The organism is Streptomyces sp. ALB3 (genome assembly GCF_044385685.1).
Lineage (GTDB): Bacteria > Actinomycetota > Actinomycetes > Streptomycetales > Streptomycetaceae > Streptomyces.
The window spans coordinates 30,645-55,088 of sequence record NZ_JBISCE010000027.1; the positions used below are offsets into that span (position 1 = coordinate 30,645).

Sequence of the window (24,444 nt, forward strand, 5' to 3'; positions counted from 1 at the left end):
ACGGATGGAGGAGCCGATGGGTTTCGAGGTGCTGCGGGCGCAGGCTACTTGTGAGGGAGGTGCGGCATGTATCGGTGTGGCCAGGAACTTCCTGGTCCGATTTCTGAGGGGCGCCCGGGCGCGGGGGTTGAAAGTGAGTGAGCACCTAGTGACCTGAGTCGGAGGTTCGTCGTTGGTTAGGTATGAGTCGTCCGGGTCCGAAGATTCCGCCGTTGTTGGTGACTGATGCCCAGCGGGCTGTGCTGGAAGGTTGGGTGCGTCGTCGCACGACGGCCCAGGCTCTGGCTCAGCGTTCGCGGATCGTGCTGGAGTGCGCCGAGGGGTACTCGATCCTGGAGGTGTCCCGCCGGCTGAATGTTGCTGCGGACACGGTCCGCACCTGGCGGCGGCGGTTCATCGAACGTGGCCTGGAGGGTCTGTCCGACGAGCCGCGGCCCGGCGCTCCGAGGAAGATCACCGACGCCGACGTCGAACGGGTCATCGTCAAGACACTTGAGGAGAGGCCGAAGAACGCAACCCATTGGTCGACCCGGTCGATGGCGGCCGCTACGGGCATGTCGCAGTCGGCAATTTCCCGGATCTGGCGGGCGTTCGCGCTGGCTCCGCACCGGTCTGAGACGTTGAAGCTGTCCACGGACCCGTTCTTCATCGACAAGGTCCGCGACGTCGTGGGCCTCTACCTGGATCCGCCGGAAAGAGCACTGGTCCTCTGCGTGGACGAGAAGTCGCAGATCCAGGCCCTGGACCGGTCCCAGCCCGTGCTGCCAATGATGCCGGGCGTCCCCGAACGACGTAGCCACGATTACATCCGCGCCGGCACCACCACTCTGTTCGCGGCTCTGGAAGTAGCAACGGGCAAGGTGATCGGCTCTCTGCACCGGCGCCATCGGGCAGCTGAGTTCAAGAAGTTCCTGGCCAAGGTCGACAAGGAAGTACCGGCCGGCCTCGAGGTGCACCTGATCCTCGACAACTACGCGACCCACAAGACACCGGCGGTCAAAAAGTGGCTGCTGTCCCACCCTCGATTCCACCTGCACTTCACCCCCACCAGCTCCTCCTGGTTGAACCTGGTGGAACGGTGGTTCGCCGAGCTCACACAGAAGAAGCTCAAACGCGGCATCCACCGTTCCGTCCAGGCACTGGAACGCGATATCCGGGCCTGGGTCGCCGACTGGAACGACCACCCACGGCCCTTCATCTGGACCAAGACCGCCGACGAGATCCTCGACAAAGTAGCCGCATACTGTCAGCGAATCTCCGACTCAGGTCACTAGGCAGTTTCGTTTGGATCATCTGGCAGACCAGAGGAAGATGCCCGCGATGTGCAGTCCGGCCAGGTAGATGACCGTTGTCTTCTCGTAGCGGGTGGCGATACCCCGCCACTGCTTCAAGCGGTTGATGCAGCGTTCGACGGTGTTGCGCTGCTTATATGCCTCGCGGTCGAAGGCGGGTGGCCTGCCGCCCCGGCTGCCGCGCCGCAGTCGGTGGCCGCGCTGATCGGCCGGAACGGGGATGACCGCCCGGATCCCGCGCTTGCGCAGGTGCTCGCGGATCGCGCGGGAGGAGTACGCCTTATCAGCCAGGACCACATCCGGCCTGGTGCGGGGCCGTCCTCGCCGTCGAGGAACGCGAAGACGAGCCATGACGTGAGCGAAGGCGGGTGCGTCACCAGCCTGTCCAGCGGTGAGCACGAAGGCCAGCGGCCGGCAGTGGGCATCAGAGGCCAGGTGGATCTTTGTGGTCAGTCCGCCCCGGGACCGGCCGATGGCGTGGTCTGCCGGTTCGCCTGCTGGAGCCCCTTTTTGCGGGCCCCCGCCGCATGCTGGTGTGCGCGCACGATGGTGGAGTCCACCGAGACGGCCCAGTTGAGGTCGTCGTCGGCGTCGGCCTGCGCGACCAGCGCGGTGAACACCCGCTCCCACGTGCCGTCGACGGCCCACATCCGCAGCCGGTTGTAGACGCCTCCCCAGTTGCCGTACTTCTCCGGTAGGTGGATCCACTGCGATCCCGTCTGGAACTTCCAGGCGATCGCGTCGATCACTTCTCGGTGATCCCGCCACCGGCCACCCTGCCGCGGTGTCCGATCCGGGAGTAACGGCTCGATTCGCGCCCACTGCGCGTCAGTCAACGGCACACACGAACAACGACTGGCGGGGCTGGTGGGAACGGCGCCGCTGTCAGGCGGGTGGCCCAGTGCGAAGCCGCCGCACGTCCCGCACGAGCGTGTACAAAGCGCTGAGGAAGATCACGGCTCCAGCCACGAGCCAGAGGACCGACACGCCAGAGCGGTACTCACGAACGCCCGCAACGACCAGTATCACGGTGGCGAGGACGCCGAAGGCCGAGATCAGAGTGCTGATGCGGTTGGTCACATGGACATCATCAACGACAACCTCGGCCAGCGGAAGTGATCCAAACGAACCGGCCTAGTGACCTGAGTCAGAGATTCGCTGGCAGTAGCTGGCGACCTTGTCGAGGATTTCGTCGGCGGTCTTGGTCCAGATGAAGGGCCGTGGGTGGTCGTTCCAGTCCGCGACCCAGGCCCGGATGTCGCGTTCCAGTGCTTGGACGGAACGGTGGACACCGCGTTTGAGCTTCTTCTGTGTGAGCTCGGCGAACCATCGTTCCACCAGGTTCAGCCAGGACGAACTGGTGGGTGTGAAGTGCAGGTGGAATCGGGGGTGGGACAGCAGCCACTTCTTGACCGCGGGTGTCTTGTGGGTCGCGTAGTTGTCGAGGATCAGGTGCACCTCGAGGCCGGCTGGTACTTCCTTGTCGACCTTGGCCAGGAACTTCTTGAACTCGGCTGCCCGATGGCGTCGGTGCAGTGAGCCGATGACTTTGCCGGTTGCCACTTCCAGAGCCGCGAACAGGGTGGTGGTGCCGGCACGGACGTAGTCGTGGCTTCGGCGTTCCGGGACGCCCGGCATCATTGGCAGCACGGGCTGGGACCGGTCCAGGGCCTGGATCTGCGACTTCTCGTCCACGCAGAGGACCAGCGCTCTTTCCGGTGGATCCAGGTAGAGGCCCACCACGTCGCGGACCTTGTCGATGAAGAACGGGTCCGTGGACAGCTTGAAGGTCTCAGACCGGTGCGGCGCGAGTGCGAACGCCCGCCAGATTCGGGAGATCGCCGACTGCGACATGCCCGTGGCGGCAGCCATCGATCTGGTCGACCAGTGGGTGGCGTTCTTCGGCCTCTCCTCGAGTGTCTTGACGATGACCCGCTCGACGTCGGCGTCACTGATCTTCCTCGGGGCGCCGGGCCGCGGTTCGTCGGACAGGCCGTCCAGGCCACGTTCGATGAACCTCCGCCGCCAGGTGCGGACCGTGTCCGCGGCAACATTCAACCGGCGGGACACCTCCAGGATCGAATGCCCCTCGGCGCACTCCAGCACGATCCGCGAACGCTGAGCCAGAGCCTGGGCCGTCGAACGACGACGCACCCAACCCTCCAGCACAGCCCGCTCGGCATCAGTCACCGACAAGGGCGGAATCTTCGGACCCGGACGACTCATACCCAACCAACGACGAACCTCCGACTCAGGTCACTAGATCGCCACCAGCCTCACCTCACTCAAGACCTCGTCCGCGAAGTCCCTGGTCGATGTCGCGGGGCTCGAAGCGAGCCACCGAACCGGCCTGCGCCACAGTCCCGTCACCCAGGGCCGGCTGGCGAGGATGACGAAGCCCTGGGACCCGGAGACCTGCCCGTAGGCGCCGCTGCCCGGTGTTTCCGTCATCAACCGAGGTAGAAGGACCTTTCGGAGCAGAGGACGGTCGAGGAGATGACCTACTGAACGAAATTCCGAAGGAGGGCGTGAACACCGTGTCACCGGGCACAAGAGCTATCGCACCAAGGTCCTGGCATTCGGAGCTGCTCGGGATCTATCCACCAAGGCGAACTCGGGCCCTTGTGATACTCATACGCACACGCGCCTGAGCCGTAATTGACGATGGGATTAAAATGATAATTCTTGGGCTTATTCTGCTGATCATCGGCCTGCTTGTCGGCATGGGTCTGCTGACGACGATCGGTGGCATCCTCATTCTGGTTGGCGCCATCCTGTGGATCCTGGGTGCGACCGGTCGTGCGGTCGGTGGACGCAAGCACTTCTTCTAAAGTCAGAGCGCCTCACCGACTCTCTGCGACGAGTCCATGACCCTCCCCGCGTCGGAAAGCCCACATCATGAGGAGATTGTGAACCGTTGAGACCCGGGCGTGTCCACGCACACGCGGGTCGTTGGCGGTGCGCGCCCCGAAGGCGCGATGTCCTTCGGAGCGCGCGGCAGGGGTTGGGGTTCAGGCGTTGTAGCCGCCGTGTGCGTCCAGCACTGCGCCCGTGACGTACGACGCGGCGGGGCTCGCCAGGAAGGCGATCGCAGCGGCGATTTCGTCGGGGTGCCCCATGCGTTGCAGGGACAGCGAGCTGACCAGGGCCTTGAGGGTCTCGGGGTCCGGCGGTTGCATGCCGCCCTCCATCAGTCCGGCCTCCACGACGTTGGCCGTGATGTTCCGGGGCCCGAGGTCGCGTGCGACGCCCATGGTGTACCTCTCGATCCCGGACTTGGTCGCCGAGTAGTCGGCAAGGCCGGGGGCGCCGACCCGGGAGCCCAGTCCGGAACTCACTGTGATGATGCGGCCGCCCGCGCGCAGCACTCGGGAGGCGGCCCGGACGACGGCGATCACGCCGAGGTAGTTGGTGGCGTGCATCCGGTCCAGTGCGGCGGTGTCGGCATCCGGGTCGTCCACCGTGCCAGCCACGGAGATCGCCGCGTTGTTGACAAGGATGTCCAAGCCGTCGAAGTGCGCGACCACGTCGTCGATCAGCGCCGGCGCCCGGCTCGTGTCTGCCTGGTCGGACTGGAAGGCGACGGCCTTGGCTCCCTTGCCGTGCACCTCGTCGACGACGGCCTGCGCCTGTTTCTCGGAGCTGACGTAGGTGAAGGCGACGTCGGCGCCCTGCTCGGCCAGCAGTCGAACGGTCGCGGCTCCCAGTCCGCGCGACCCCCCGGTGACCAGGGCGACTTTGCCCGTGAGTGGCTTGCTCATTCTTCTCACCTCGTTGATTGACCCTTCGCGGCAGTCGCAACGTTAATTGTTACGACAGACTGTTGCAACCTTCACTGTTACGACTGCGCTGTCGTAACATGAAGCGTTGCGGCCCGGAGGAGGGGTTCATGAGCGCCAACAGCAGGTTGACCATCGCCGCCCACGCGCTGGCCTGGATCGGTCTCTACCAGCGCCAGGGCCATGAGGTCGCCACCTCCGAGCAGATCGCGACCAGCGCGAACACCAACCCCGTGGTGATCCGGCGGCTGCTCGGCGAGCTGCGCCGGGCCGGGCTCGTGGAGTCCCGGCGGGGCGTGGGCGCGGGCTGGTCGCTGGCGCGCGAGCTGGAGTCGATGACCCTGCTCGAAGTGTACGAGGCAGTGGAACCCGGCCCGCTGTTCGCAATGCACCGCACCACCCCGGATCAGGGATGCGTGGTGGGTCACGGCATCCAGCCGGCGATGCAGAGCATCTACGAGGGCATCGAGGAGACCCTGAGACACGAGCTGGCCCGCGTCACGCTCGCGAACGTACTCCGGGACGTACTCGCGGCACCTCGCTAGTGCCGTATCAAGCAACGTTCGCCTCTTCGGACGTCGATTGGTGGTTGGCCAGACGCCCGCATTCGGTAACGGAACTGTGGGCGGCCAGTACTCACGTAGGGTGCCTGGGTGTTCAATCGGCTTGAGGTCAGCGTGTTGCCACCGGGCCCCCGATGGGCTGCCCAGTTGTCTTTCCGGATCGATGGCGCGGAAGTGGTGGCAGCGGCGGTCGGAAAGGGAGGCCGCGGTCCGTTTGCCGAGGAGGCGTTGTCGGCCGAGGGCCAGGATTCCCTCTGGGCGACCGGTGAGGGGCGACCTGTAGTACTGGGCGAGCCTGAGTGCACGGGCGGATGCTGTGGCTACCTGTCCGTGTTCGTGCAGCGTCACGGCGAGATCGTGGAGTGGTCCGACTGGCAGGTGCCCGTCGATGAGTCGCGCCCTCCGGCATTTCGCTTCGACGCCGATCAGTACGACGCCGAGCTGACCCGAGCGCTGACTACGTTGACCTCGTAACTGTCTGCCGTGTGGGTGGTTCCCTGCGTCGTGGGCCAGGTCAGAATGATCACGTGGCTGGACGTGTACAGGTTCGCGAGATCGATGACGACGAGGGTCGGCGGCTGCTGCGGATCATCCGCAGGGGCACCGGGTCGGTGGTGACCTGGCGGCGGGCCCAGATGGTGCTGCTGTCCGCGCAGGGCATGCCGGTGGCGAGGATCGCCGAGGTGTCGTTCACCAGCGCCGACCGGGTCAGAGACGTGATCCACAACTTCAACACGGGGCTTCGACTCGCTGTATCCGAAGTTGCGGATTCAAGGGGTCGTTGCAACACTGCTGATCAGCTTGCTGCCAGGAGCTTAGCCAGACGCTCGGCTGGGGTCTCCCAGCCGAGCGTTTTTCGTGGGCGGCCATTGAGTTCGGCAGCCACGGCAGCGAGGTGTTCGAGGCTGTGGCTGGAGAGATCGCTTCCCTTCGGGAAGTACTGCCGTAGCAGGCCGTTGGTGTTCTCGTTGGAGCCGCGCTGCCATGGGCTGGCCGGGTCGCAGAAGTAGACAGGCATGTCGGTGGCCATGGTGAACGCGCCGTGGCTGGCCATTTCCGTGCCTTGGTCCCAGGTCAGAGAGCGCTTGAACTGTGATGGCAGCGTCTGAATCGTGCGGGCAAGCACTTGGTGGAAGTGTTCGGCCTTGTGTGCGCCGTTGGGCAGGTGCAGGAGCATCAGGTAGCGCGTCGAGCGTTCCACCAGTGTCCCGATGGCGGACCGGTGGCCAGGTCCGACGATGAGATCGCCCTCCCAGTGCCCTGGAATGGCCCGGTCAGCTACCTCTGCTGGGTCGTTCGCTGATCATCACCATCGGCGTCGCGAAGCGCGGCTGACGCCTGGCTGCGTGCTGGTGAGGCTTGAGACGGGTTCGGCCCGTGCGCAACGCGTGAACGAGTTCTCTGCGGAGCTCGCCGCGGCCCTGGACGTATAGCGCCTGGTAGATCGTCTCGTGTGTCACACGCATCTCCAGGTCGTCGGGGAAGTCGCGAGGCGACTGGGCGGCGATCTGCTCCGGGCTCCAGCGGCGGGTCAGATGCTCCTGAATGTAGTCCCGTAGCCGGGAGTTCTGGCCGATCCTTCCCGGCTTCGGCCGTGGCCGGCGTGCATCGGAACGAGCTTGAGCCGCGTAGGGCCGATAGACCCAGCGCGAGGTGTCTCCACGTAGTGGGATGCCGTTGCGTCGTATCTCGCGGCTGATGGTGGACGGGCTGCGGCCCAGCTCAGCGGCAATGGCCCGGACCGTTGCCTTCTCACGCAGACGATCGGCGACGTGCAGGCGATCAGCCTGGGTCAGGAAACGGCTCGGGGCAACCGGAGCCGACGCCGGACGAGCCGGTGCGCGGAACCGGTCCTTTGCCGTCCTGCCGTTGCGCCATTCACGACCGGTTCGTTCGCTGATGCCCACCAGTCGGCAGGCCTCGGTGTTTCCGTAACCCTGGTCCACGAGCAGGAAGTATTCCTCCCGCTCGCGGACCAGTCGCCTGCGGCCGCCTAGAGCCTTGGCCCGGTCCTTGCGGATCTCGAACATCACACCCCTCAAGAAGAGGTGTTGCAACGATCGCTAGAACCCAAGGGGGCAAGCCGGGTTCCAAGATGCACGTCCTGTCGGACGCGAACGGACTGCCCCTCCTCGTGGGCGTCTCGGCCACCTCGCCGCGACCGGGGACAGGGTCGGGACGATCGAAGAACTCCTGTACCTCGGGCCCGCCATACTCGCCGAAACCCATGCCTGCCCCATCTTCCGCCGCCTCTCGTATGACCGACCCGGTGATTCCGGGGCGGTGTCGCCATCCTCACCGCTGACATTGATGTGAGGGGCAACCGGATGAGATGCAGATCACAGCATCAGGCCGACTGTGCCACCGATTCCGGGGCCGTGGACAGCTCCACCCGGTGTCGGCTGTTGGCCCTGATCAGCACGTCGAGTGCTTCCCGGGTCTCGATCAGGTGCGCGATGTCAGCGTCGATCCGGTCGCGCTCGCGCATCATCGCCGTAAACGTCTCCTCAGCGACGCCCAGGTCATCCGGGACGTCCACACACGGCAGCACAGTCGCGATCACCCTGCTGGACATACCCGCGTCGAACAGCTGTCGGATCAGTGACACGCGCTGGATCGCAGCAGCGAAATAGTGCCGCTGCCCCGCGTCGGAGCGTGAGCTGGTCAGCAGGCCCTGCTCTTCGTAGTAGCGCAGTGAGCGCGGACTCACGCCCGTGCGCTTCGACAACTCGCCTATCCGCATCCCCAAGAGCCTACGCCCGCGTGCTCCAGGTTCAGACCGCCGTCGAGTTGTGGACGCCTCACAGCCCTGGTCTGGCCCACGCACCGTCTGCCACGCCCTCGTGGTCGAATGCCGGTGGCCTGCCGCTCCGGCTCGCCCCCGTCATGGCCTGCTCAGGGGTTCCAGAAGACGGTGGTGAACACACGCTCGAAGCGTCGGGCCGCGAGGTCCTCACGCTGGATCACCCAGTGGACGGTCGCGCCCTCCCGCCTCTTCACGTCCCTGCCGGCGTACCAGTCGGCGAGGAGCACCCAGTCGGCCAGGTCGTCCGAGACGGGACCGTCCCAGTGGCCGGCGTCCACCGCCTGCGCCACGAGGGACGCCGCGACGTCGACCGGGTCGAACTCCACGGCCTCCTCGTCCGCGTATCCTCCGATCTGCATCTGCGCCGAGGGAGCGATGAGGTCCTTGGTGTCCTCCCATATCTCGACGAGTTCGGAGCAGTAGGGGTGCCCGGGAAGGTATACGGCTTCCTCCTCACCGGCGGGAACGATGAACTGGTGGTGAGGGAGCGACACGTCGGTCCGCGCCCGGAGCGGCCCCTCCGGATAGCTCGCGAACAGCCTGTCGTACTCGGCGATGTTCGCCGAGTTCCAGGCGTACGGATCCCGAGGTGTGACGGCCGCGTCGGCTGGCACGTGGATCACCGTCCCCATGGAGGTGTCGTCCCCAGCCTCGGGCAGGGCGAAGAACAGCAACCGGCCGTCGGGCGGCAAGAGGAGGTCCGTCGCGTCGGCCGGCAGTGCGGCGAGGTCGACCGAGGCCACGAAGGGATGTCCGGGGTCCGGGGTGTCGGCCGGAAGCAGCAGGGGGCCGCCGAACCGTCCCGCGACCGGTCCGGTGTCGTCGTCGGACAGTGCCAGGGTGGCACAGGGACGGGCTGTGTCCAGCCACCGCTCCACATCGTCGGCCGGCACGCCTTGGGCCTCGGCTGCTTCACGGAAGGGACGGAACCGGCCCCGTATCGCGGATGTCATGGGCGCACCGTACCGAACGAAGCGGACGACGGCGTGGGCGCACCGTACCGAACGATGCGGAGGGCAGTTTCGGCGCATCTCCCCTGCAGGGTGCACCCGTTGGCGGTCGACGACAGGGCGCCACGAGGAGACCCCCGAAGGCTCCGGCGGTCGGACGGTGCCGCTCGCCCGACTGACGGACCGTCACCCGAACGGCAGGACCACCAGCGGAACCTGACGCAGGGCGCTCAGGGTGAGCGGGAGGCCGGCCAGAGCGCAGACGGCACGCATGGCGATGCAGCTGTCGGCCTCGCCCGGCTCGACGCCTTCCTCCTCCACGGTGCCGGCGGCTTCGAATGCCGCGCGCAGTTCGGCGGGCATACCGGGAAGATCCTCCTCCAGGGCGAGACCGTCGACGTCGACCCATGCGACCTGCTTGCCGTCGACGGCATAGGCGAGGCTGGCGTCCCCGTTGATGCTGAACACGCTCGTGGCCCCCGTCCGTCCATCGGCGGACAGTGCCTCCGCCGCGTCCTCAGAGGTGAACCCGGAGTCGTCGTAGACGAAGGTCCACTCGCCGACACGTCCCGCCAACAGCGCCGCGGACGATCCCGGTTCCATACCGAGAGCCGCGCACGGCAGTGACGTCCACTCGTCCGGCCTGCTGTCGGGCAGTGCGCAGGGCTGCATCAACCTCGTCCTGGCGCCGATCCTTTCGAGCGCCTCCACCGGTTCGATGCCGCGCACGACGTGCAGGATGTGGTACGGGTCGTCGGCGGCCAGATCAGTGATCCATATCGGCGTTCCTTCGGGATCGAGCGTGTGCGGCGGGAAGCCGGGCGTGGGCATCATGGACCTCTTTCCTCAGTGGCGCGTATGGCCTCTCCGGCAGCGGTGCCGCAGGTGACGCCGGGAGCCCCTGCGTCTGGCAACGCCCCGATCGGGAAATGACGACGGTTACCGTAGCCCCTGGTGGGGCCTGAGTCCGTCGACGACGAAGTCCAGCATTCGGTTCAGCTGGGGGCGCTGCTCGGGTGCGCCGGCCACGGAGAGCAAACCGGCGAGGATGCCGCCTACCTCGACCGGGTCGATGTCGCTGCGCAGTTCTCCTGCTGTGGCGCCGGCCTCGAGCACCATCGCCAGGACCTGCTGGACCTCGTCGCAGCCCGGTCCGGTGCCGAAGCGGCCGGAAGCGCTCATGGCGACCAGGGGCCTCACAGATGCCATGTCGTTCACCGGCCCAGTCGGCGAGTCGGAGCATAGTAGGCGCGCCAATGTCACAGCCGACAGGCTCGCCCCGCTCGGACTCTACTGGGCAGTGCGAGAAGGCGGGGAGTTGGCCGTCGGCGGGGGCATGGGCGTTGCTATGTCGTTTCACCGGCGCCCGCAACCATGCGGACGAGAGTGTTGACGAGTTCGTCGCCGGTTGTGCGCCACGTGTCTGTGCCAAGGTGGCCAGTGAGCTCCATGCCCGCGATGCCGTGGGCGCTGGTAAGCAGCAGGACGCCGTAGTGCCGGGCGTTCCGCTCTCCCACGAGTGCGGCGACGATGGCCAGGAACTCGTCCTGAAAGCGTCCGGCCGCGCGAACAGCCGCGGCCGGGTCACCCTCCGGTCCGCACAGCTGACGCCGGACGCGCTCGAGGCCTTCACCGCGTTCCCCGGGACGGTACCCCTGCCGCCTGAACAACATCTGGTACAGGTGCGGCTGGTCCCGGCCGATACCGATGAGGGCGCGGAGAGCGCCGCACAGCCTCTCGGAGGCCGACAGGGTCAGGTCGGTCCCCAGGGCGTGGACCTGGTCGCCGAGCCGTTCCCACTTCTCGGCCACCACGGCGGTCAGCAGGCTGTCCTTGCCGGCGAAGTGCCGGTACGGCGCTCCCCGTGTCACACCTGCCCGCGCTCCCACCTCGCGCAAGGTGACCGCTTCGGGGCCGCCGAGGTCGAGGAGCTCGGCGGCCGCGTCGAGCAGGGCGCGGCGGGTGGCGGCAGCGGACTCCGCACGAGTGACCATGGCACCCATCATACAGTTGACATTGTCATCTCAATCGGTACCGTGACCGAGGTGACAACGTCATCTCAAACCCAGCAGCTGATCGTCATCACCGGAGCCTCCACGGGCATAGGCGCGTCAGCCGCCCGCGAACTGGCTCGTCAGGGATTCCACGTCCTAGTGACCTGAGTCAGAGATTCGCTGGCAGTAGCTGGCGACCTTGTCGAGGATTTCGTCGGCGGTCTTGGTCCAGATGAAGGGCCGTGGGTGGTCGTTCCAGTCCGCGACCCAGGCCCGGATGTCGCGTTCCAGTGCTTGGACGGAACGGTGGACACCGCGTTTGAGCTTCTTCTGTGTGAGCTCGGCGAACCATCGTTCCACCAGGTTCAGCCAGGACGAACTGGTGGGTGTGAAGTGCAGGTGGAATCGGGGGTGGGACAGCAGCCACTTCTTGACCGCGGGTGTCTTGTGGGTCGCGTAGTTGTCGAGGATCAGGTGCACCTCGAGGCCGGCTGGTACTTCCTTGTCGACCTTGGCCAGGAACTTCTTGAACTCGGCTGCCCGATGGCGTCGGTGCAGTGAGCCGATGACTTTGCCGGTTGCCACTTCCAGAGCCGCGAACAGGGTGGTGGTGCCGGCACGGACGTAGTCGTGGCTTCGGCGTTCCGGGACGCCCGGCATCATTGGCAGCACGGGCTGGGACCGGTCCAGGGCCTGGATCTGCGACTTCTCGTCCACGCAGAGGACCAGCGCTCTTTCCGGTGGATCCAGGTAGAGGCCCACCACGTCGCGGACCTTGTCGATGAAGAACGGGTCCGTGGACAGCTTGAAGGTCTCAGACCGGTGCGGCGCGAGTGCGAACGCCCGCCAGATTCGGGAGATCGCCGACTGCGACATGCCCGTGGCGGCAGCCATCGATCTGGTCGACCAGTGGGTGGCGTTCTTCGGCCTCTCCTCGAGTGTCTTGACGATGACCCGCTCGACGTCGGCGTCACTGATCTTCCTCGGGGCGCCGGGCCGCGGTTCGTCGGACAGGCCGTCCAGGCCACGTTCGATGAACCTCCGCCGCCAGGTGCGGACCGTGTCCGCGGCAACATTCAACCGGCGGGACACCTCCAGGATCGAATGCCCCTCGGCGCACTCCAGCACGATCCGCGAACGCTGAGCCAGAGCCTGGGCCGTCGAACGACGACGCACCCAACCCTCCAGCACAGCCCGCTCGGCATCAGTCACCGACAAGGGCGGAATCTTCGGACCCGGACGACTCATACCCAACCAACGACGAACCTCCGACTCAGGTCACTAGCCGGCGTGCGACGCGAGCGTGACGCCGACGCCATCCGGTCTACCGGCATCGAGCCGGTCATCCTCGACATCACCAAGTCCGAGCAGGTGGAGGCACTCGCCGCGCGGGTCTCCGACGACCCGCGCGCGCTGCACGCACTCGTCAACAACGCCGGCGTCCAGGTGAACGCCGCGGTGGAAGCCCTGCCTATGGCGGAATGGAGGCGGGTGTTCGAAGTCAACCTGTTCGGCCACATCGCCGTCACGCAGGCCCTCCTGCCCTCGCTGCTGCGCAGCAAGGGCCGCGTGATCAACATCAGCTCGATCGGCGGCAAGGTTGCCATGGCCACCTACGGCGCGTACGCCGGCGCGAAGTTCGCCCTGGAAGCGGTCAGCGACTCGCTCCGCCGTGAGGTGGCGCCGCTGGGCGTACAGGTGGTCGTGGTCGAGCCCGGCGGCGTCCGCACGGAGATGGCCGCCCGCGGCATTGCGACGGCCAACGACCTGGCCGCCCAGATGACACCGGAGCAGGACGAGCGCTACGGCAGCCTGGTCCAGGCGAACAACAAGCTGATGGACTCGGGCACCGCATCGGGCCTCACCGCCGACGCCGCCGCCCGGGTCATCGCGAAGACCGTGACGACCCGCAGTCCCCGCCCCCGCTACACCGTCGGCCGGGACGCCGCCCTGATCCTGCGCCTGGTGCGGATCCTGTCCGACCGCACGCTCGACCGGATCCTCGCCGCCAACCTACGCCGCCACTACCCGAAGTGAGCCGTCGGCCCACGATGACTACACGAACAGCTCCGTCCCTGTGGTGCGGCCACCGGTGAGGAAATAAGGAGGGCCACCGGGACCAGGGCTCCCACGACGGTGAGCTCGGCCGCCCGTCGGCGATGACCGAGGACCAGGTACGTCACGCCCGCGACCTACTCGCCCGTCCGGAGAACACCGTCACCTCGATCGCCAAGCTCCTCGGCGTCTCCCGCAGCGCCATCTACAACTACCTGCCCGAACTCAAGGGCGGTCGCCTCGCACTCGCTGAGGCGACAAGCACGCCGGAACTACCCCGCATTTCCGCCGATATGGTCGACCATCGCGCCACCGGCCATCTCGGACGAACTCTTCCCCTGCAGGCGCCTCGTCCGGTTGTTGTCGGAGGGCGTGTGTTGGGTGCACCGTTGCGCTCCCCGTGTGAAACGCGTGCTCCTCACGCTCTTACGCACTCCCTGGACGCCTATTGGCTCCTTCCGGATAGTCAGCGGAGATGAGACGTCAGCGGCACGGGTCATCCCTGCTGCATTCGGGCGTGAAGCAACCACTTACCGGAAGGCATCCTCATGGCGACAAGTACCCGCATCTCCGGCAGACCCGGGCCTGGTGTCCTGCTCACCGGTGTGACGACGCTGCTGATCCTGTTAGGCGGTCTCCTGACTGCTGCGGGGCCGGCCAACGCACGCGAGAGCGGACTGCTGGACGTGACCTGTACCCCGCCCAGCAGCGCCAGCGTCACCTACAACCCGCCGTTGTCCGACACTCCGCAGGTGAGTACGGCCTCACTGAGCTGGCAGTTGGGACCCTGTGTTTCCACCTCGGTACCGGGCCTGACGTCGGGCACCCACTCAGCGGTCAACCCGCCCCGCGAGCGGACGTGCCTGGAGTTGCTCAATACCGCGGCGGAGACCAGGACGGTCACCTGGAACACCGGGGCCACGAGCACCTTGTCGCTGAACCGGACCACGACGGTGGCGGGCGCGGTCCTTGTCGTCACCTTCACCGGCACGGTCACCAGCGGCCTGTTCGCCGGTGACACCGTAGTGGCCACGCAGACCGGCCCCGCAACGGACATCCTGCTGTGCACCCTCGGACTGGGAACGGTCTCCGGGGTCTACTCGGCCATGGTCATGGAGATCACCTCCGTATAGGCAGCCCTGACCCGTCCACTCACGCCAGGACGGTCGCGGAGCCCGGCACCGGCGCCGGGCACCACACTGAGGCGATTTCACAATCTTTACGGGAGCGGCTCAGCAACGCGCGAAGGCGGCCCTTGCTGCCCGGACCCGGCCGCGTACAGGGGCGGCAGCCGGTGAATTGGCCATGCATGACTTCTGGACCACCCTCTACCAGGCAATCGACGACTGACCCGCCTGCTCGGTCATCGTTCGGGGTGGGCGTGTACGTCCGAAACGGCCCCACGTCTGCGTGGAGGCGGCCGATGGCGTTGTAGCGGCCCAGGAGCAGGAGCTGGGGCGCTGTGGGGGGCCGGTGATGGCGCCATGAGTACTTCGGTGGTGTTTCTTGCGGCGGACCTTGGTCCAGCCGCGCATGCCCGGGCGGTACCGGCCCGTCAGGCTCTTGGCCACCACGCCTTCGATGCCCGGCACATCGGCCCGTTCGTGCAGCCACTCGTCCGCGATCGCGGAGTCTGTGGTCGATGGCATGCGCGGAAAGATCACTTTCAGCGATCTGGAGTTGGGATGGGATGCTGCGGACAGGCCCGTGCCGAGTGCGGCGGGCCCACCGGGCACGTACAGCCAGCAGGCGTCCTGGCTCTTTATTCGGGACCTGCAGCAGCAGACGAGTCTCGATGACGGCCGACATGTTCCACCTGTCGGGGATGCGCCCAGCAGTGAAGGTCGGACGGCACGTGCTATGGCTGTTCGGATTTTGGATTGAATGGCGCACCGGCCACCGAACGCGCCCCGCCACCCGGATCGGGTGGCGGGGCGTGCCAAAGGGAACTCCAGCGGCTGCAAGGCCAAAGGCCGGTGAGGGCCGTGCTCGCCGCCCACGCACGGTCCCGGACTCGGCCGGACAACGTCAGCAAGGACCAGGCATACAGCTCCCGCCGCAATCGCCGCTACCTGCGAAGGCGCAGCGTCCAGCGCACGATCCCAGGGCCGAAGGGCCGACGCCAACCGGTGACGCAGAGGCGGCGTAGGCGGCTGGCCCGTCGGCTTCGCCCGCGACCGCTACCGGCTCCGCAAGGAAATCGAGCGGAGCGTCAACCGGCTGAGGGACTCTCGCGCCGTTGTGACCCGTTGCGGCGAGCGTCGCCTACGTCTTCCGCGGCATGGCACTGGCCATGCGGTTGCGGGGGCGCCGATAGGTCACAGGACCGTGAGCGTGACTGGCCCACCGGTGTTGGTGAGACCTTCAGGAGTCAGGCAGCCCAGCAGATCCAGCGAGGTGAGCACCAGGGTCAGCGTCACGCCGGAGCCGTTGAAGGCGCCCGAGGTCACCTGTCCGCTGTGAACGACGACGCTGGTGCCGTTCGGCTTGAGCTGGATGGTGCCGGTGCCCGTCACGGTGCTGCTCTGCCCATTGCTCCAGTTGACGCTCATCGTGTTCGTCAGACTGGACTCCAGGCACCCGGCGGTGCCGCTGCCGATGCCGGTGTAGGTAGCACTGGTGATGCCGTGGCCGGACAGGTCGACGCACCCGGTGACCACCCCCTCGGAGACGTAGGAGGTGGGCCGGGTGGTGTACGTGAGACCAGGCGAGTACGTGGTGCTCTGCGTGCCGAGAGGGCAGGTGAGGAGGTTCAGTACCGAGGGCTGCGCGGTCGCCGGTGACGCGGCCACCATGCCGCCTCCCAGCAGACCGAGGGTTATCAGGGCTACTAATCTTCTGCGCATTTCCGCCTCCGAGCGAAGGTGAGAAGGCCGAGGAAGAGCCGGCCTGAGGACTCTCAGTCTCTGCCGCCCCTCCACTCCGCGACATAGCCCGGCGAGAGGGGTACCTCCCCCTCCTGCGGAGGGCTCGCACACCCCTCCACCGGCTCACCCAGGTGTGCGTGCTTTCACACAGGGCATGCAGCGCCTCAGTGAGGGAACGACGGCGGGAGGTGGCGGTGCGCCACTCGGCCCGCACGAGTACGGGAGCCGACGGTTGCGGGCCGTCCAGGACGAGAACGGCCAACACCAGATCTGTGTGCGGACCGTCCGGGGAGGTAGCGCAAGGTGACGTTACATCCGGCCTCGGCACTGGTAGGGCTCTCCTGATCAACTGCCTCGAGTTTCTCGTGCAGCCCAGCCCAGTGGTGACCGTGCGTGATCATCAGGGGCGTATTGTGCGGGTGTCGGCTCAGCCGCAGCAGTCGCAGCCGGGGCGGCAGCCGCACGCATCCGTCTCCCCGCCGGCGGTCGGGACGGACGCGGCGGACGCGGCGGCGGCCGGTGTCGCGCAGCAGCCTTTGCCCTGCCAGGCGTCGCGGCCTTCCTTGACTGCGATGGCGGCGATGACCAGGGCGGCGATCGGGTCGGCCCAGGACCAGCCCAGCGTGGCGTTGAGGACCAGGCCGACGAGGAGCACGGCGGACAGGTAGGTGCACAGCAGGGTCTGCTTGGAGTCGGCGACCGCGCTGACGGAGCCCAGTTCGCGTCCGGCATTGCCCTGGGCGGCGGACAGGAACGGCATCACGGCCAGGGACAGAGCGGCGATGACCAGGCCGGGGATGGAGCGCTCGGCCTCACCGGTGCCGGCCAGCGCGCGGACGGCGTCGGTGCTGACGTATGCGGCGAGCACGAAGAACGACACCGCGATGATCTGCAGCGTGCGCTTCTCCCGCGCCTCGCGCACCGCGTGCTCGCGGGCGGAGAACTGCCAGGCCACCGCGGCGGCGGAGGAGACCTCGATGACCGAGTCCAGGCCGAAGCCGATCAGTGCGGTGGAGGAGGCGATCGTCCCCGCGGTGATCGCCACGACCGCCTCGATGACGTTGTACGTGATGGTGGCCGCGACCAGCAGCCGTACCCGCCTGGCGAGCACGTCACGGCGGGCCGAAGTCGGGCCTATGCCGACAGATATCTCGGCGGCCATCTCAGCAGCAGCCCTTCTCGTCCGCGTCGGCACAGGTCTTGTCAGCCTCGACCGCCACGACGGCAGTACGCAGGTCGTCCAGCGCATGCCCGAGGCGTTCGTCGGCGAGCTCGTACCGAGTACGGCGGCCCACAGGCACCGCAACGACCAAGCCGCAGTCACGCAGGCACGCCAGGTGGTTCGACAGCCGCGTGCGGGAAATCTCCAGCGTGTCGGCGAGGTCAGCAGGGTGGGCCGGGGCCTCACGCAAAGCGAGGAGGATCCGGCAGCGGATCGGATCGGCGAGAGCGCGGCCGAACCGCGCCAGCACCTCGATGTCAGCAGCGAGAGTCAGCATGGCACCGACAGTACACGAGTTCTTGAATTCAGAAGAGCGTGTATCCCCAGATCGCGGTGCAATGGCTGTGGGTGGCGGTACGGCCCTGGCCTCGAGGTCGATCACGGGGCCTGACTGCGGATCGCCTCGTCCAGGTGAGGGCTGGGCTTGGAGGCGTTCGCGGAGGTCGAGCTCGTCGGAGGTGAGCGCGTCCTCCGGCCGGCGCAGGCGGACGGGCTTGGGTCGGAGCGGCAGGCCGTCGTCGTCCGCTGTGGCGGCCTCGGCCTCGGCCAGCGCCCGGTAGAGCCAGGCGATCGAGAGGGACTTGCCCGCATCCTTGCCGCTCTTGAGCGCGAGGGCGAAATGGAGCATGTCGTCGTCGCTGACCTTCGGCCGCCCGCGTGGTTGCCCTTGGACGCGGCGACGACCTGGCTTTCGAGGCTCTTCTCCCGGATGTAGTTGCGCTCGATCTGCCCGGCGACGGCAAGGCGGCAAAGAACCGGCCCAAGCACCCGGACTACCCCCGCATCCTCGCCGTCTTCAACGAGGCCACCTGCCCTCCGAGCCCGTGAAGTCCGCGAAGCCCTCGGCCACGAACAACTGCCGAGGCACATCGAAGGCATCCACGCCAAGCTCAAGTTCCTCGTCAAGCGCAACATCCTCACAGAAGCGGACGCCCGCAGTTCCCCCACGAAGCCGTAGTCACACGCGATCGGCACCCCTGCCCCGGCAAACCCGGCTCACGGCGCCGACTGACGGTCAGTAGAGGATACTCGCCAACGCTCGGCCAGAAAAGCCGCTGACCAGCCGAAACGCATACCTGGACACGGTCAGCAGCAGAACCCCGAATGCCCCGCACCTCAAGTGCGGGGCATTCGCCGTACATGGTGCGCGCTCTACCTGCAACGGCGTCGCCCCTCCGGAGGGCCCCGGGGCGGGCAACGTCCTCGCGGGAGCGCTCAGCGGCGCCACATCTGGCACACGATCCCGAAGCCGACGGACCAGCGGGCCAACCGGCAACCCAGAGGCCAGGCCGATGGTCGGCCCGCCGGCTTTGGCCGGCCGCGGGCCCTGTCGCTCGACACAGACGGAGGCGGGGGGTGACCATGACCGCGATGGCGGGCATGCTGTGCCGCTTGGCGGCGGCGGTCAGCGGATCCCTCGCCCCCTGGGGAAGTTCGTGGCGTAGATGACCGTGAAGCGGCACCTGGCCATCCGTCGCTTCAGAAGCAGGTGCAGGGCGTCGACGGCGTCGCCGGTCGCGTCCTGGCCGCCAGCTTCTTCGTCCCTGCTTGATCTGCGTGTTGAAGCGGATCGAGTGGGGTGGGGGTGTGTCTGGGTGTCCGAGTTGCTCGTCAGACGCTGAAGGTGTCGCTCGGGTGGGTGAGGGAACCGGGTGCTCACGCTCTAGGCACTGCGGTTGAGCACGGCTTCGTCCACCTGCAGAACTGGTGATCCGTCAACGCGTTCTGTACCGACTCCATCCGAGAGTCGCATCTCCTGTGGGCCCTTTTCGTCCTGACGAATCTCTCAGCCGCCCGCCGAACAAACGATCTGTTCACGGACTGCCCTGCTCTTGACCCGATCCCACTTTCGAAGGCTACGAGTGCGCGGAACTCAGGCCGTTGGCTTCGTTTGCTCGGCCACCTCGTCAGTCGATCCGGCCTGTTCGCCGCCGAAGACCTCGTCGACAAGCCTTTCCATCGCCTTCAGGAACGCTCCGGCCAGAGACATCGCGGCGTCGTCCACATAGTTGAGCGCGGCGGTGAGGGTCTTGTTACCGTCCGGCGTGCTGTACATGAGCGCCGCGTGGCCCGCGGCGCCGCCGTTGTGGAACAGGAGGGTGCCGCCGTTGGGGCCCGCGTCCTGCACACGCAGCCCCAGACCGAAGCCGCTCTCGGGATGCGGCGTACGCATCTCGGCCAGCAGCCCGGCCGGCAGGAGCTTGCCGCCCGCCAGCGCAGAGATGAACGTGTGGAGGTCCTGGGTGGTGGAGATCATGTCTCCACCGGCGGAGACCCAGGAGGGGTTCTGGCGGGTGATGTCGACAGTCTTCTGCCGGCCGGCTTCCTCGTACCGGTAGTAGGCGTGTGCATGTGGCTCGGGGATCTCCGGGGAGGTACACGGCACCACGGTGCCCGACAGGCCCAGTGGCCCCAGGATCCGATCCTGCGTCTCCTCGGCACACGAGCGGCCGGTGACGTTCTCGACCAGCAGCCTGGCCAGCACGTAGTTGGTGTTGGAGTAGCTCCATCCCATCCCCGGCTCGAACCGCGCCGGCTTGGTCAACGCCAGCCGCACCAGCTCCTCCGGCGGGTAGGTCTTGAACCGGTTGTCCACCCACTCCTGGCCCGAGATGGTGGAGGGGATCCCCTCCACAACCGTCCCGTCCTCGAAGAGCTCGCCGGTGAAGTTGAACACCCCGCTGGTGTGCTGCAACAGCATCCGCACCGTTATCCGCCGGTCAAGGGCGAACTCGGGCAGGTAGTCGGCCGCCGGGGCGTCCAGTTCGACCTTGCCTTCGGCCACCAGTTGCAGCACCAGGGTCGCGGTGAAGGTCTTGGTGTTGCTACCTATCCGGACGTACCCGTTGACAGGCGGCTTGGCGCCCTTGCCCAGCTCGGCCACCCCGGCACTGCCGGACCACTCGCCCCGCTCGTCGTTCACGCGCAGCGACACCCCGGCAATACCGGAGTCCACGATCTCCTGGATGGCCTTCCGCAGCTCCGGGCGATCCTGTCCTGCAGCGGAGTTCTCTGTGGTGTGGAAGGACTCGCTCACTGATATTCCTCAATCCCGTGACAGTTGGGCCTGGTCGCTGTCGGCCCCTTTGAGGAGGCCTCGCGTTGAGCGTGCACCCTGACCCAAGGTCAAGGTCAACCGTCCGGGCAGACCAGCACTGATCATTGCCGCTATCCTCGCCCCTGTGATCGCCCGCAATCCGTATCCCGAGAGCCCGGCCGTCCACGATCCGATGGTGCGCTGAGCGTATGGCCAACGGGCTCACGATCGGTCAGGCGGCGGCGTTCGTCGGCGTCACGATCAAGACGGTGCGGCACTATCACCGGCTCGGCCTGGTCGCCGAGCCGGAACGCGACGGTTCCGGATACCGGCGCTACGGGTCTGCCGACCTGCTCCGGCTCATCCAGGTCAGGACCCTGGCCGGGGCCGGCGTACCGCTGGCCGAGATCTGCGACCTGCTCGACGCCGATCCCGAGCAGTTCGCCGCCACTCTGGACGACGTCCGTCGCCGCCTCACCGAACGGATCGACGACCTGACCGCACGCCGCGACACGCTGCACCGGCTCGACCACAGCGACCGGGCCCTTCTACCCGACCGGGCCTGCGCGATCTTGAACCGACTCACCTGTCTCGGCTTCAGCCCTGACTACCTGGCCGTCCAACGCGAGGGCCTGGTCCTGGCCCGGGCACTGATTCCGGAGATCTTCGACAACTTCCTCACCCACCTCGAACAATCGCTCACCGACCCCGAGTTCGTCGAGCTGACCAAGCGCAGTTGGGACGCCAGATCCTGGGACCGCGACGACCCACGGATCGACGCGCTCGCGTCCGCGGTGGCCGCCAATCTGCTGACCCAGCGTGCGCTGCAGCCAATGCCGACCGGATTTCATAACCGGTCCGACGCCGCTGCCCGTTACGGGTTGGTCAACCACCACCGGGAAGACCAGGGACCCTCCATCGCCCGGTTGAACACCCTGGTAGAAGCGAAACTACGCGCGGTCGGCATCCACATCCCGCATCAGTAACGCCCGCTCAAGACCCCGGGGCCGCGGACCGGACGTGTGCCTCCGATGCCGCCGTGCGGGGGCGTCAGCGGCGAGGCTCCCGACGACCGGACTGGCGCCGCAGCAAGCTGTTGGGTTGCGGTCGAACACACCCTCGTGCAGCTTCCCCAAGGGCACCGACCTGTCCGTCCACGGCCCGGAACACCTCGCAGCGGTGGCCACCCAGCTCAACGGCCGACGCTTCGCCTTCGGCGTCCGCCCGCCGTGCTGTGGACCAGACTGGCGGTCACGCCGGCGGGATGACGGCCTCCCTGTCCGCGCAGAGGCACATGGGGACCTCCTGTCGCGTGGGTGTGGATGCGGGGGAACGCACCATGCTGGTCACCAACAGCCTGTTCACCCACGTGCGCCCCCCGTCTTCACGGTTATGACGATCACCGCTGTCGGCCTGGCCCTGACGGTCCCGAACTGGGTCTCCCTCCTCGCCATGGCCTCCCTGGTCGCCGCCATCCAGCTCCAGACCCGCGTCGTCGAGGAGCCCCTACCGCGGAGCCGTGCACGGCTCCGCGTACGCGGCCTGTACCGCCCGCACCGCCCGCTTCCTCCCCAGAAGTAGACGTCTCACCGCCTGACCGGCCCCGTCACCCGGCGGCCCCCGGCCGGGGCCGCCGCCTGCGCAGGAACGATTAGGATCGGGAGCCGATATCGGTTTCGTCACTACCGGAGGTGCGGTAAGGGTGCGGGAGTTCCAGCGGGGCGCGGTGCGGCTGCACATCCTCCATCACGCGGCCGAGGAGGAGATCCACGGCGCGTGGATGACCGAGGAACTGGCCTCACACGGCTACCAGATCAGCCCCGGCACCCTGTATCCGACACTGCACCGGCTGGAGGCCGACGGACTGCTGGCCTCGGAGCAGCGTGTGGTCGACGGCCGCACCCGCCGCGTCTACAAGGCGACCGAGGCCGGCAGGAAGGCTCTGGCCGAGGACCGCAAGGCCCTGGCGGAACTGGCCCGCGAGGTCCTGGGCAACGACGCGCCCTGATCAGCTCAGCCGCGTACCGCCGCTCCGGCCGACGCGGGCGAGGGGAGCGTCGAGGCCTTGTCGAAGCGGCCGGTGCCGAGCTGGTCGGGGCGCAGGAACTTCGGGACGCCCTCGGGCAGGAAGACGTCGCCGACGTAGAGGCGGATGAGGACGACGGCGCCCGGCGCGCTCGTGCCGGTCAGCCGGGTTTCCACTGCTGGAGCTGGGTCACGGAACACGCACCTCGCCTCGGCCGGGTATCGCGTGCGGACCTCCTCCGGCGGTTCCGCAATCGGGCACGACAGGCAGCCCGGCCGTTCCCCCGGCCGTGGGAACGGCCGGTCCAGGAGGAGTCAGTTCCGCGCGGTGAGGGTGCGGCGTACTGCGTAGCCGGCGGCGCCCAGCGCGACGACCGCGGTGCCGGAGATGACCGAGGAGAGGGGCAGGGCGAAGGCCAGGACGAGGCAGCCGGCCAGCCCGAGGGCGGGGATGAGGCGGTTCGGGCGGCCCTCGTCGGTGCTGAGGGTCCAGGCGGAGGCGTTGGCGACGGCGTAGTAGACCAGGACGCCGAAGGAGGAGAACCCGATCGCCCCGCGCAGGTCCCCGGTCGCGGCGGCCACGGCCACGACGGCGCCGACGAGGAGCTCGGCCCGGTGCGGGACCTGGAACTTTGGGTGGACGGCGGCCAGGGCGTGCGGCAGGTACCGGTCGCGGGCCATGGCCAGGGTGGTGCGCGAGACGCCGAGGATCAGGGCGAGCAAGGAACCGAGCCCGGCGACGGCCGCACCGACGCGGACGACGGGGACGAGCCAGGCGGCGCCCGAGGCCCGCGCGGCATCCGACAGCGGCGCGGTCGCCTCGTCCAGCCCGTCCGGGCCCAGCACCATCAGGACCGAGACCGCGACGAGGGCGTAGACGACGAGCGTGATGCCCAGCGCGATCGGAATCGCCCGCGGGATCGTGCGGGCAGGATCGCGGACCTCCTCGCCCAAGGTGGCGATACGGGCGTACCCGGCGAACGCGAAGAACAGCAGCCCCGCTGCCTGGAGCACCCCGCCGACGGTCGCGTCAGAGCCGACGTCCAGCCGGGCCGCGTCCGTCGCGCCGGAGGTGAGGGCGGCGACGAACACGGCGGCGAGGACCGCCAGGACCACGGCCACGATCGCGCGAGTCAACAGCGCGGACTTCTGCACCCCGGCATAGTTCACCGCAGTCAGCGCCACCACGGTGGCGACCGCCACCGCGTGCGCCTGACCGGGCCAGACGTAGGAGCCGACGGTGAGCGCCATCGCCGCGCAGGAGGCCGTCTTGCCGACTACGAAGCCCCAGCCCGCCAGGTACCCCCAGAACTGCCCGAGCCGCTCGCGGCCGTAGACGTAGGTGCCGCCCGACGCCGGATACCGGGCGGCGAGCCGCGCGGAGGAGGTGGCGTTGCAATAGGCGACGACGGCCGCCAGCGCCAGCCCGATCAACAGCCCGGAACCGGCGGCTCGTGAGGCAGGGGCGAGCGCGGCGAAGATTCCGGCGCCGATCATCGACCCTAGACCGATCATGACGGCGTCGGTCATCCCGAGCGTCCGCCGCAACTCACCCGGGACCCTTCCGGCGGTCGATGCCTTGTTCATGAGCACACTCCTCAGCGACACAACGACGCACGCCCTACGGATTCCGATATCGGCAGACGATATATGAGCGCGAGATGAGACCCACGGCCAGAGTCCGACGCTGCGCTACTCAGGCCCGCCGCACCGGAGCGGGGCCGCGGGCGCGTTATGGGTCGCCCGGGCCGCAACCATGCCGGGGAGCATGGCGGCATGCCGTCCGTGGGCCTCCTGTAGGGCGCGTCCTCCCCGTGACGAGTGGCTCCGCGGCCTCCGGCTCGCCGGTCGGGG

26 protein-coding genes and 5 pseudogenes are annotated in these 24,444 nt (G+C 67.6%); 13 read left to right on the forward strand and 18 right to left on the reverse strand.

The window, feature by feature from the left end; genetic code table 11:
• Positions 1–182 precede the first annotated feature (182 nt).
• Positions 183–1,274, forward strand: a complete 1,092-nt coding sequence (locus tag ACHFIV_RS15235; protein ID WP_398968322.1) for an IS630 family transposase — start codon at positions 183–185, stop codon at positions 1,272–1,274.
• A gap of 15 nt (positions 1,275–1,289) precedes the next feature.
• On the opposite strand, the gene ACHFIV_RS15240 is transcribed toward ACHFIV_RS15235, so the two are convergent.
• The 4 genes and pseudogenes from ACHFIV_RS15240 to ACHFIV_RS15255 all read right to left on the reverse strand — a co-directional run.
• Positions 1,290–2,134 (reverse strand): IS5 family transposase gene (locus ACHFIV_RS15240; protein ID WP_398968325.1). Its coding sequence is split into 2 segments (ribosomal slippage): positions 1,290–1,792 and positions 1,792–2,134, totalling 846 coding nucleotides; the frame shifts between segments, so codons are not numbered across the junction.
• Between the two features lie 43 nt (positions 2,135–2,177).
• The gene (locus ACHFIV_RS15245; protein ID WP_398968328.1) at positions 2,178–2,372 is read right to left on the reverse strand and encodes a hypothetical protein; all 195 of its coding nucleotides are present in this window, start codon (positions 2,370–2,372) and stop codon (positions 2,178–2,180) included.
• Between the two features lie 54 nt (positions 2,373–2,426).
• Positions 2,427–3,518, reverse strand: a complete 1,092-nt coding sequence (locus ACHFIV_RS15250; protein ID WP_398968331.1) for an IS630 family transposase — start codon at positions 3,516–3,518, stop codon at positions 2,427–2,429.
• A gap of 97 nt (positions 3,519–3,615) precedes the next feature.
• Positions 3,616–3,743, reverse strand: a pseudogene (locus ACHFIV_RS15255) (GTP-binding protein); the annotation flags it as partial.
• Between the two features lie 224 nt (positions 3,744–3,967).
• Between ACHFIV_RS15255 and ACHFIV_RS15260 the strand changes: the two are divergent.
• Positions 3,968–4,123 carry a hypothetical protein gene (locus tag ACHFIV_RS15260; protein WP_010059700.1) on the forward strand — a complete coding sequence of 52 codons (156 nt, stop codon included), beginning with the start codon at positions 3,968–3,970 and terminating at the stop codon, positions 4,121–4,123.
• Between the two features lie 180 nt (positions 4,124–4,303).
• Here ACHFIV_RS15260 and ACHFIV_RS15265 read toward each other — a convergent pair whose 3' ends face one another.
• Entirely contained in the window at positions 4,304–5,053 is a 750-nt protein-coding gene (locus ACHFIV_RS15265) for an SDR family NAD(P)-dependent oxidoreductase (RefSeq protein WP_398968334.1), read from the reverse strand.
• 128 nt (positions 5,054–5,181) lie between these two features.
• Here ACHFIV_RS15265 and ACHFIV_RS15270 point away from each other — a divergent pair, with 128 nt between their 5' ends.
• The 3 genes and pseudogenes from ACHFIV_RS15270 to ACHFIV_RS15280 form a co-directional block, all read left to right on the forward strand.
• Positions 5,182–5,616, forward strand: a complete 435-nt coding sequence (locus ACHFIV_RS15270) for an Rrf2 family transcriptional regulator (RefSeq protein ID WP_398968337.1) — start codon at positions 5,182–5,184, stop codon at positions 5,614–5,616.
• 108 nt (positions 5,617–5,724) lie between these two features.
• On the forward strand, positions 5,725–6,108 hold the full coding sequence (locus ACHFIV_RS15275) for a hypothetical protein (RefSeq protein WP_398968340.1): 384 nt from the start codon (positions 5,725–5,727) through the stop codon (positions 6,106–6,108).
• 53 nt (positions 6,109–6,161) lie between these two features.
• A pseudogene (locus ACHFIV_RS15280) lies at positions 6,162–6,402 on the forward strand (helix-turn-helix domain-containing protein); the annotation flags it as partial.
• A 28-nt stretch (positions 6,403–6,430) separates the two neighbouring features.
• Here the strand turns inward: ACHFIV_RS15280 and ACHFIV_RS15285 are convergent.
• Positions 6,431–7,664, reverse strand: a pseudogene (locus ACHFIV_RS15285) (IS30 family transposase).
• 47 nt (positions 7,665–7,711) lie between these two features.
• Here ACHFIV_RS15285 and ACHFIV_RS15290 point away from each other — a divergent pair.
• Positions 7,712–7,807: pseudogene (locus tag ACHFIV_RS15290) on the forward strand (IS5/IS1182 family transposase); the annotation flags it as partial.
• 174 nt (positions 7,808–7,981) lie between these two features.
• Here ACHFIV_RS15290 and ACHFIV_RS15295 read toward each other — a convergent pair.
• The 6 genes from ACHFIV_RS15295 to ACHFIV_RS15320 form a co-directional block, all read right to left on the reverse strand.
• A complete protein-coding gene (locus tag ACHFIV_RS15295; protein ID WP_398968342.1) occupies positions 7,982–8,377 on the reverse strand; it encodes a MerR family transcriptional regulator in 396 nt (131 codons plus the stop codon).
• A 152-nt stretch (positions 8,378–8,529) separates the two neighbouring features.
• Positions 8,530–9,393, reverse strand: a complete 864-nt coding sequence (locus tag ACHFIV_RS15300) for a DUF1963 domain-containing protein (protein ID WP_398968345.1) — start codon at positions 9,391–9,393, stop codon at positions 8,530–8,532.
• A gap of 183 nt (positions 9,394–9,576) precedes the next feature.
• Complete coding sequence (locus tag ACHFIV_RS15305) at positions 9,577–10,224, reverse strand: hypothetical protein (protein ID WP_398968347.1); 648 nt, start codon at positions 10,222–10,224, stop codon at positions 9,577–9,579.
• Between the two features lie 105 nt (positions 10,225–10,329).
• Entirely contained in the window at positions 10,330–10,599 is a 270-nt protein-coding gene (locus ACHFIV_RS15310) for an SbtR family transcriptional regulator (protein ID WP_398968350.1), read from the reverse strand.
• A gap of 137 nt (positions 10,600–10,736) precedes the next feature.
• Positions 10,737–11,384 carry a TetR/AcrR family transcriptional regulator gene (locus ACHFIV_RS15315; RefSeq protein ID WP_398968353.1) on the reverse strand — a complete coding sequence of 216 codons (648 nt, stop codon included), beginning with the start codon at positions 11,382–11,384 and terminating at the stop codon, positions 10,737–10,739.
• A 156-nt stretch (positions 11,385–11,540) separates the two neighbouring features.
• Positions 11,541–12,632, reverse strand: coding sequence for an IS630 family transposase (locus ACHFIV_RS15320; protein ID WP_398968331.1), 1,092 nt, complete (start codon positions 12,630–12,632; stop codon positions 11,541–11,543).
• A gap of 42 nt (positions 12,633–12,674) precedes the next feature.
• Between ACHFIV_RS15320 and ACHFIV_RS15325 the strand changes: the two genes are divergently transcribed.
• The 3 genes and pseudogenes from ACHFIV_RS15325 (at position 12,675) to ACHFIV_RS15335 (ending at position 14,572) form a co-directional block, all read left to right on the forward strand.
• Positions 12,675–13,421: an SDR family NAD(P)-dependent oxidoreductase gene (locus tag ACHFIV_RS15325; RefSeq protein ID WP_398968356.1), complete on the forward strand. Its 747-nt coding sequence runs from the start codon at positions 12,675–12,677 to the stop codon at positions 13,419–13,421.
• 119 nt (positions 13,422–13,540) lie between these two features.
• Positions 13,541–13,918: pseudogene (locus ACHFIV_RS15330) on the forward strand (helix-turn-helix domain-containing protein); the annotation flags it as partial.
• A gap of 69 nt (positions 13,919–13,987) precedes the next feature.
• Entirely contained in the window at positions 13,988–14,572 is a 585-nt protein-coding gene (locus ACHFIV_RS15335) for a hypothetical protein (protein WP_398968358.1), read from the forward strand.
• 1,185 nt (positions 14,573–15,757) lie between these two features.
• On the opposite strand, the gene ACHFIV_RS15340 is transcribed toward ACHFIV_RS15335, so the two are convergent.
• From ACHFIV_RS15340 to ACHFIV_RS15350, 3 genes are all read right to left on the reverse strand, one after another.
• A complete protein-coding gene (locus tag ACHFIV_RS15340) occupies positions 15,758–16,285 on the reverse strand; it encodes a hypothetical protein (RefSeq protein ID WP_398968361.1) in 528 nt (175 codons plus the stop codon).
• A 448-nt stretch (positions 16,286–16,733) separates the two neighbouring features.
• Positions 16,734–17,468, reverse strand: coding sequence for a cation transporter (locus ACHFIV_RS15345; RefSeq protein WP_398968364.1), 735 nt, complete (start codon positions 17,466–17,468; stop codon positions 16,734–16,736).
• A gap of 1 nt (position 17,469) precedes the next feature.
• Complete coding sequence (locus ACHFIV_RS15350) at positions 17,470–17,805, reverse strand: ArsR/SmtB family transcription factor (RefSeq protein WP_189476898.1); 336 nt, start codon at positions 17,803–17,805, stop codon at positions 17,470–17,472.
• 380 nt (positions 17,806–18,185) lie between these two features.
• Between ACHFIV_RS15350 and ACHFIV_RS15355 the strand changes: the two genes are divergently transcribed.
• The gene (locus tag ACHFIV_RS15355) at positions 18,186–18,356 is read left to right on the forward strand and encodes a hypothetical protein (protein WP_398968367.1); all 171 of its coding nucleotides are present in this window, start codon (positions 18,186–18,188) and stop codon (positions 18,354–18,356) included.
• Between the two features lie 1,045 nt (positions 18,357–19,401).
• Here the strand turns inward: ACHFIV_RS15355 and ACHFIV_RS15360 are convergent.
• Positions 19,402–20,565 carry a serine hydrolase domain-containing protein gene (locus ACHFIV_RS15360; protein WP_398968369.1) on the reverse strand — a complete coding sequence of 388 codons (1,164 nt, stop codon included), beginning with the start codon at positions 20,563–20,565 and terminating at the stop codon, positions 19,402–19,404.
• Positions 20,566–20,774: 209 nt separating this feature from the next.
• On the opposite strand from ACHFIV_RS15360, the gene ACHFIV_RS15365 reads away from it, so the two are divergent.
• From ACHFIV_RS15365 to ACHFIV_RS15375, 3 genes are all read left to right on the forward strand, one after another.
• Positions 20,775–21,551 (forward strand): MerR family transcriptional regulator, encoded by a 777-nt coding sequence (locus ACHFIV_RS15365; RefSeq protein ID WP_398968371.1) that lies wholly within the window; start codon positions 20,775–20,777, stop codon positions 21,549–21,551.
• A gap of 406 nt (positions 21,552–21,957) precedes the next feature.
• Positions 21,958–22,146, forward strand: coding sequence for a hypothetical protein (locus ACHFIV_RS15370; RefSeq protein WP_398968373.1), 189 nt, complete (start codon positions 21,958–21,960; stop codon positions 22,144–22,146).
• Positions 22,147–22,267: 121 nt separating this feature from the next.
• Entirely contained in the window at positions 22,268–22,573 is a 306-nt protein-coding gene (locus ACHFIV_RS15375) for a PadR family transcriptional regulator (RefSeq protein ID WP_398968375.1), read from the forward strand.
• Between the two features lie 5 nt (positions 22,574–22,578).
• On the opposite strand, the gene ACHFIV_RS15380 is transcribed toward ACHFIV_RS15375, so the two are convergent.
• Positions 22,579–22,791, reverse strand: coding sequence for a hypothetical protein (locus tag ACHFIV_RS15380; RefSeq protein ID WP_398968378.1), 213 nt, complete (start codon positions 22,789–22,791; stop codon positions 22,579–22,581).
• 114 nt (positions 22,792–22,905) lie between these two features.
• Positions 22,906–24,177, reverse strand: coding sequence for an APC family permease (locus tag ACHFIV_RS15385; protein WP_398968381.1), 1,272 nt, complete (start codon positions 24,175–24,177; stop codon positions 22,906–22,908).
• Between the last annotated feature and the right edge of the window lie 267 nt (positions 24,178–24,444).

Bases quoted from the DNA above. Each gene is read 5' to 3' on its own strand.
- ACHFIV_RS15305 (WP_398968347.1), bottom strand. From the start codon at position 10,224: ATGATGCCCACGCCCGGCTTCCCGCCGCACACGCTCGATCCCGAAGGA.
- ACHFIV_RS15315 (WP_398968353.1), bottom strand. From the start codon at position 11,384: ATGGTCACTCGTGCGGAGTCCGCTGCCGCCACCCGCCGCGCCCTGCTC.
- ACHFIV_RS15345 (WP_398968364.1), bottom strand. From the start codon at position 17,468: ATGGCCGCCGAGATATCTGTCGGCATAGGCCCGACTTCGGCCCGCCGT.
- ACHFIV_RS15310 (WP_398968350.1), bottom strand. From the start codon at position 10,599: ATGGCATCTGTGAGGCCCCTGGTCGCCATGAGCGCTTCCGGCCGCTTC.
- ACHFIV_RS15335 (WP_398968358.1), top strand. From the start codon at position 13,988: ATGGCGACAAGTACCCGCATCTCCGGCAGACCCGGGCCTGGTGTCCTG.
- ACHFIV_RS15350 (WP_189476898.1), bottom strand. From the start codon at position 17,805: ATGCTGACTCTCGCTGCTGACATCGAGGTGCTGGCGCGGTTCGGCCGC.
- ACHFIV_RS15265 (WP_398968334.1), bottom strand. From the start codon at position 5,053: ATGAGCAAGCCACTCACGGGCAAAGTCGCCCTGGTCACCGGGGGGTCG.
- ACHFIV_RS15235 (WP_398968322.1), top strand. From the start codon at position 183: ATGAGTCGTCCGGGTCCGAAGATTCCGCCGTTGTTGGTGACTGATGCC.
- ACHFIV_RS15300 (WP_398968345.1), bottom strand. From the start codon at position 9,393: ATGACATCCGCGATACGGGGCCGGTTCCGTCCCTTCCGTGAAGCAGCC.
- ACHFIV_RS15270 (WP_398968337.1), top strand. From the start codon at position 5,182: ATGAGCGCCAACAGCAGGTTGACCATCGCCGCCCACGCGCTGGCCTGG.
- ACHFIV_RS15385 (WP_398968381.1), bottom strand. From the start codon at position 24,177: ATGAACAAGGCATCGACCGCCGGAAGGGTCCCGGGTGAGTTGCGGCGG.
- ACHFIV_RS15320 (WP_398968331.1), bottom strand. From the start codon at position 12,632: ATGAGTCGTCCGGGTCCGAAGATTCCGCCCTTGTCGGTGACTGATGCC.
- ACHFIV_RS15370 (WP_398968373.1), top strand. From the start codon at position 21,958: ATGACGATCACCGCTGTCGGCCTGGCCCTGACGGTCCCGAACTGGGTC.
- ACHFIV_RS15340 (WP_398968361.1), bottom strand. From the start codon at position 16,285: ATGCGCAGAAGATTAGTAGCCCTGATAACCCTCGGTCTGCTGGGAGGC.
- ACHFIV_RS15365 (WP_398968371.1), top strand. From the start codon at position 20,775: ATGGCCAACGGGCTCACGATCGGTCAGGCGGCGGCGTTCGTCGGCGTC.
- ACHFIV_RS15260 (WP_010059700.1), top strand. From the start codon at position 3,968: ATGATAATTCTTGGGCTTATTCTGCTGATCATCGGCCTGCTTGTCGGC.
- ACHFIV_RS15250 (WP_398968331.1), bottom strand. From the start codon at position 3,518: ATGAGTCGTCCGGGTCCGAAGATTCCGCCCTTGTCGGTGACTGATGCC.
- ACHFIV_RS15295 (WP_398968342.1), bottom strand. From the start codon at position 8,377: ATGCGGATAGGCGAGTTGTCGAAGCGCACGGGCGTGAGTCCGCGCTCA.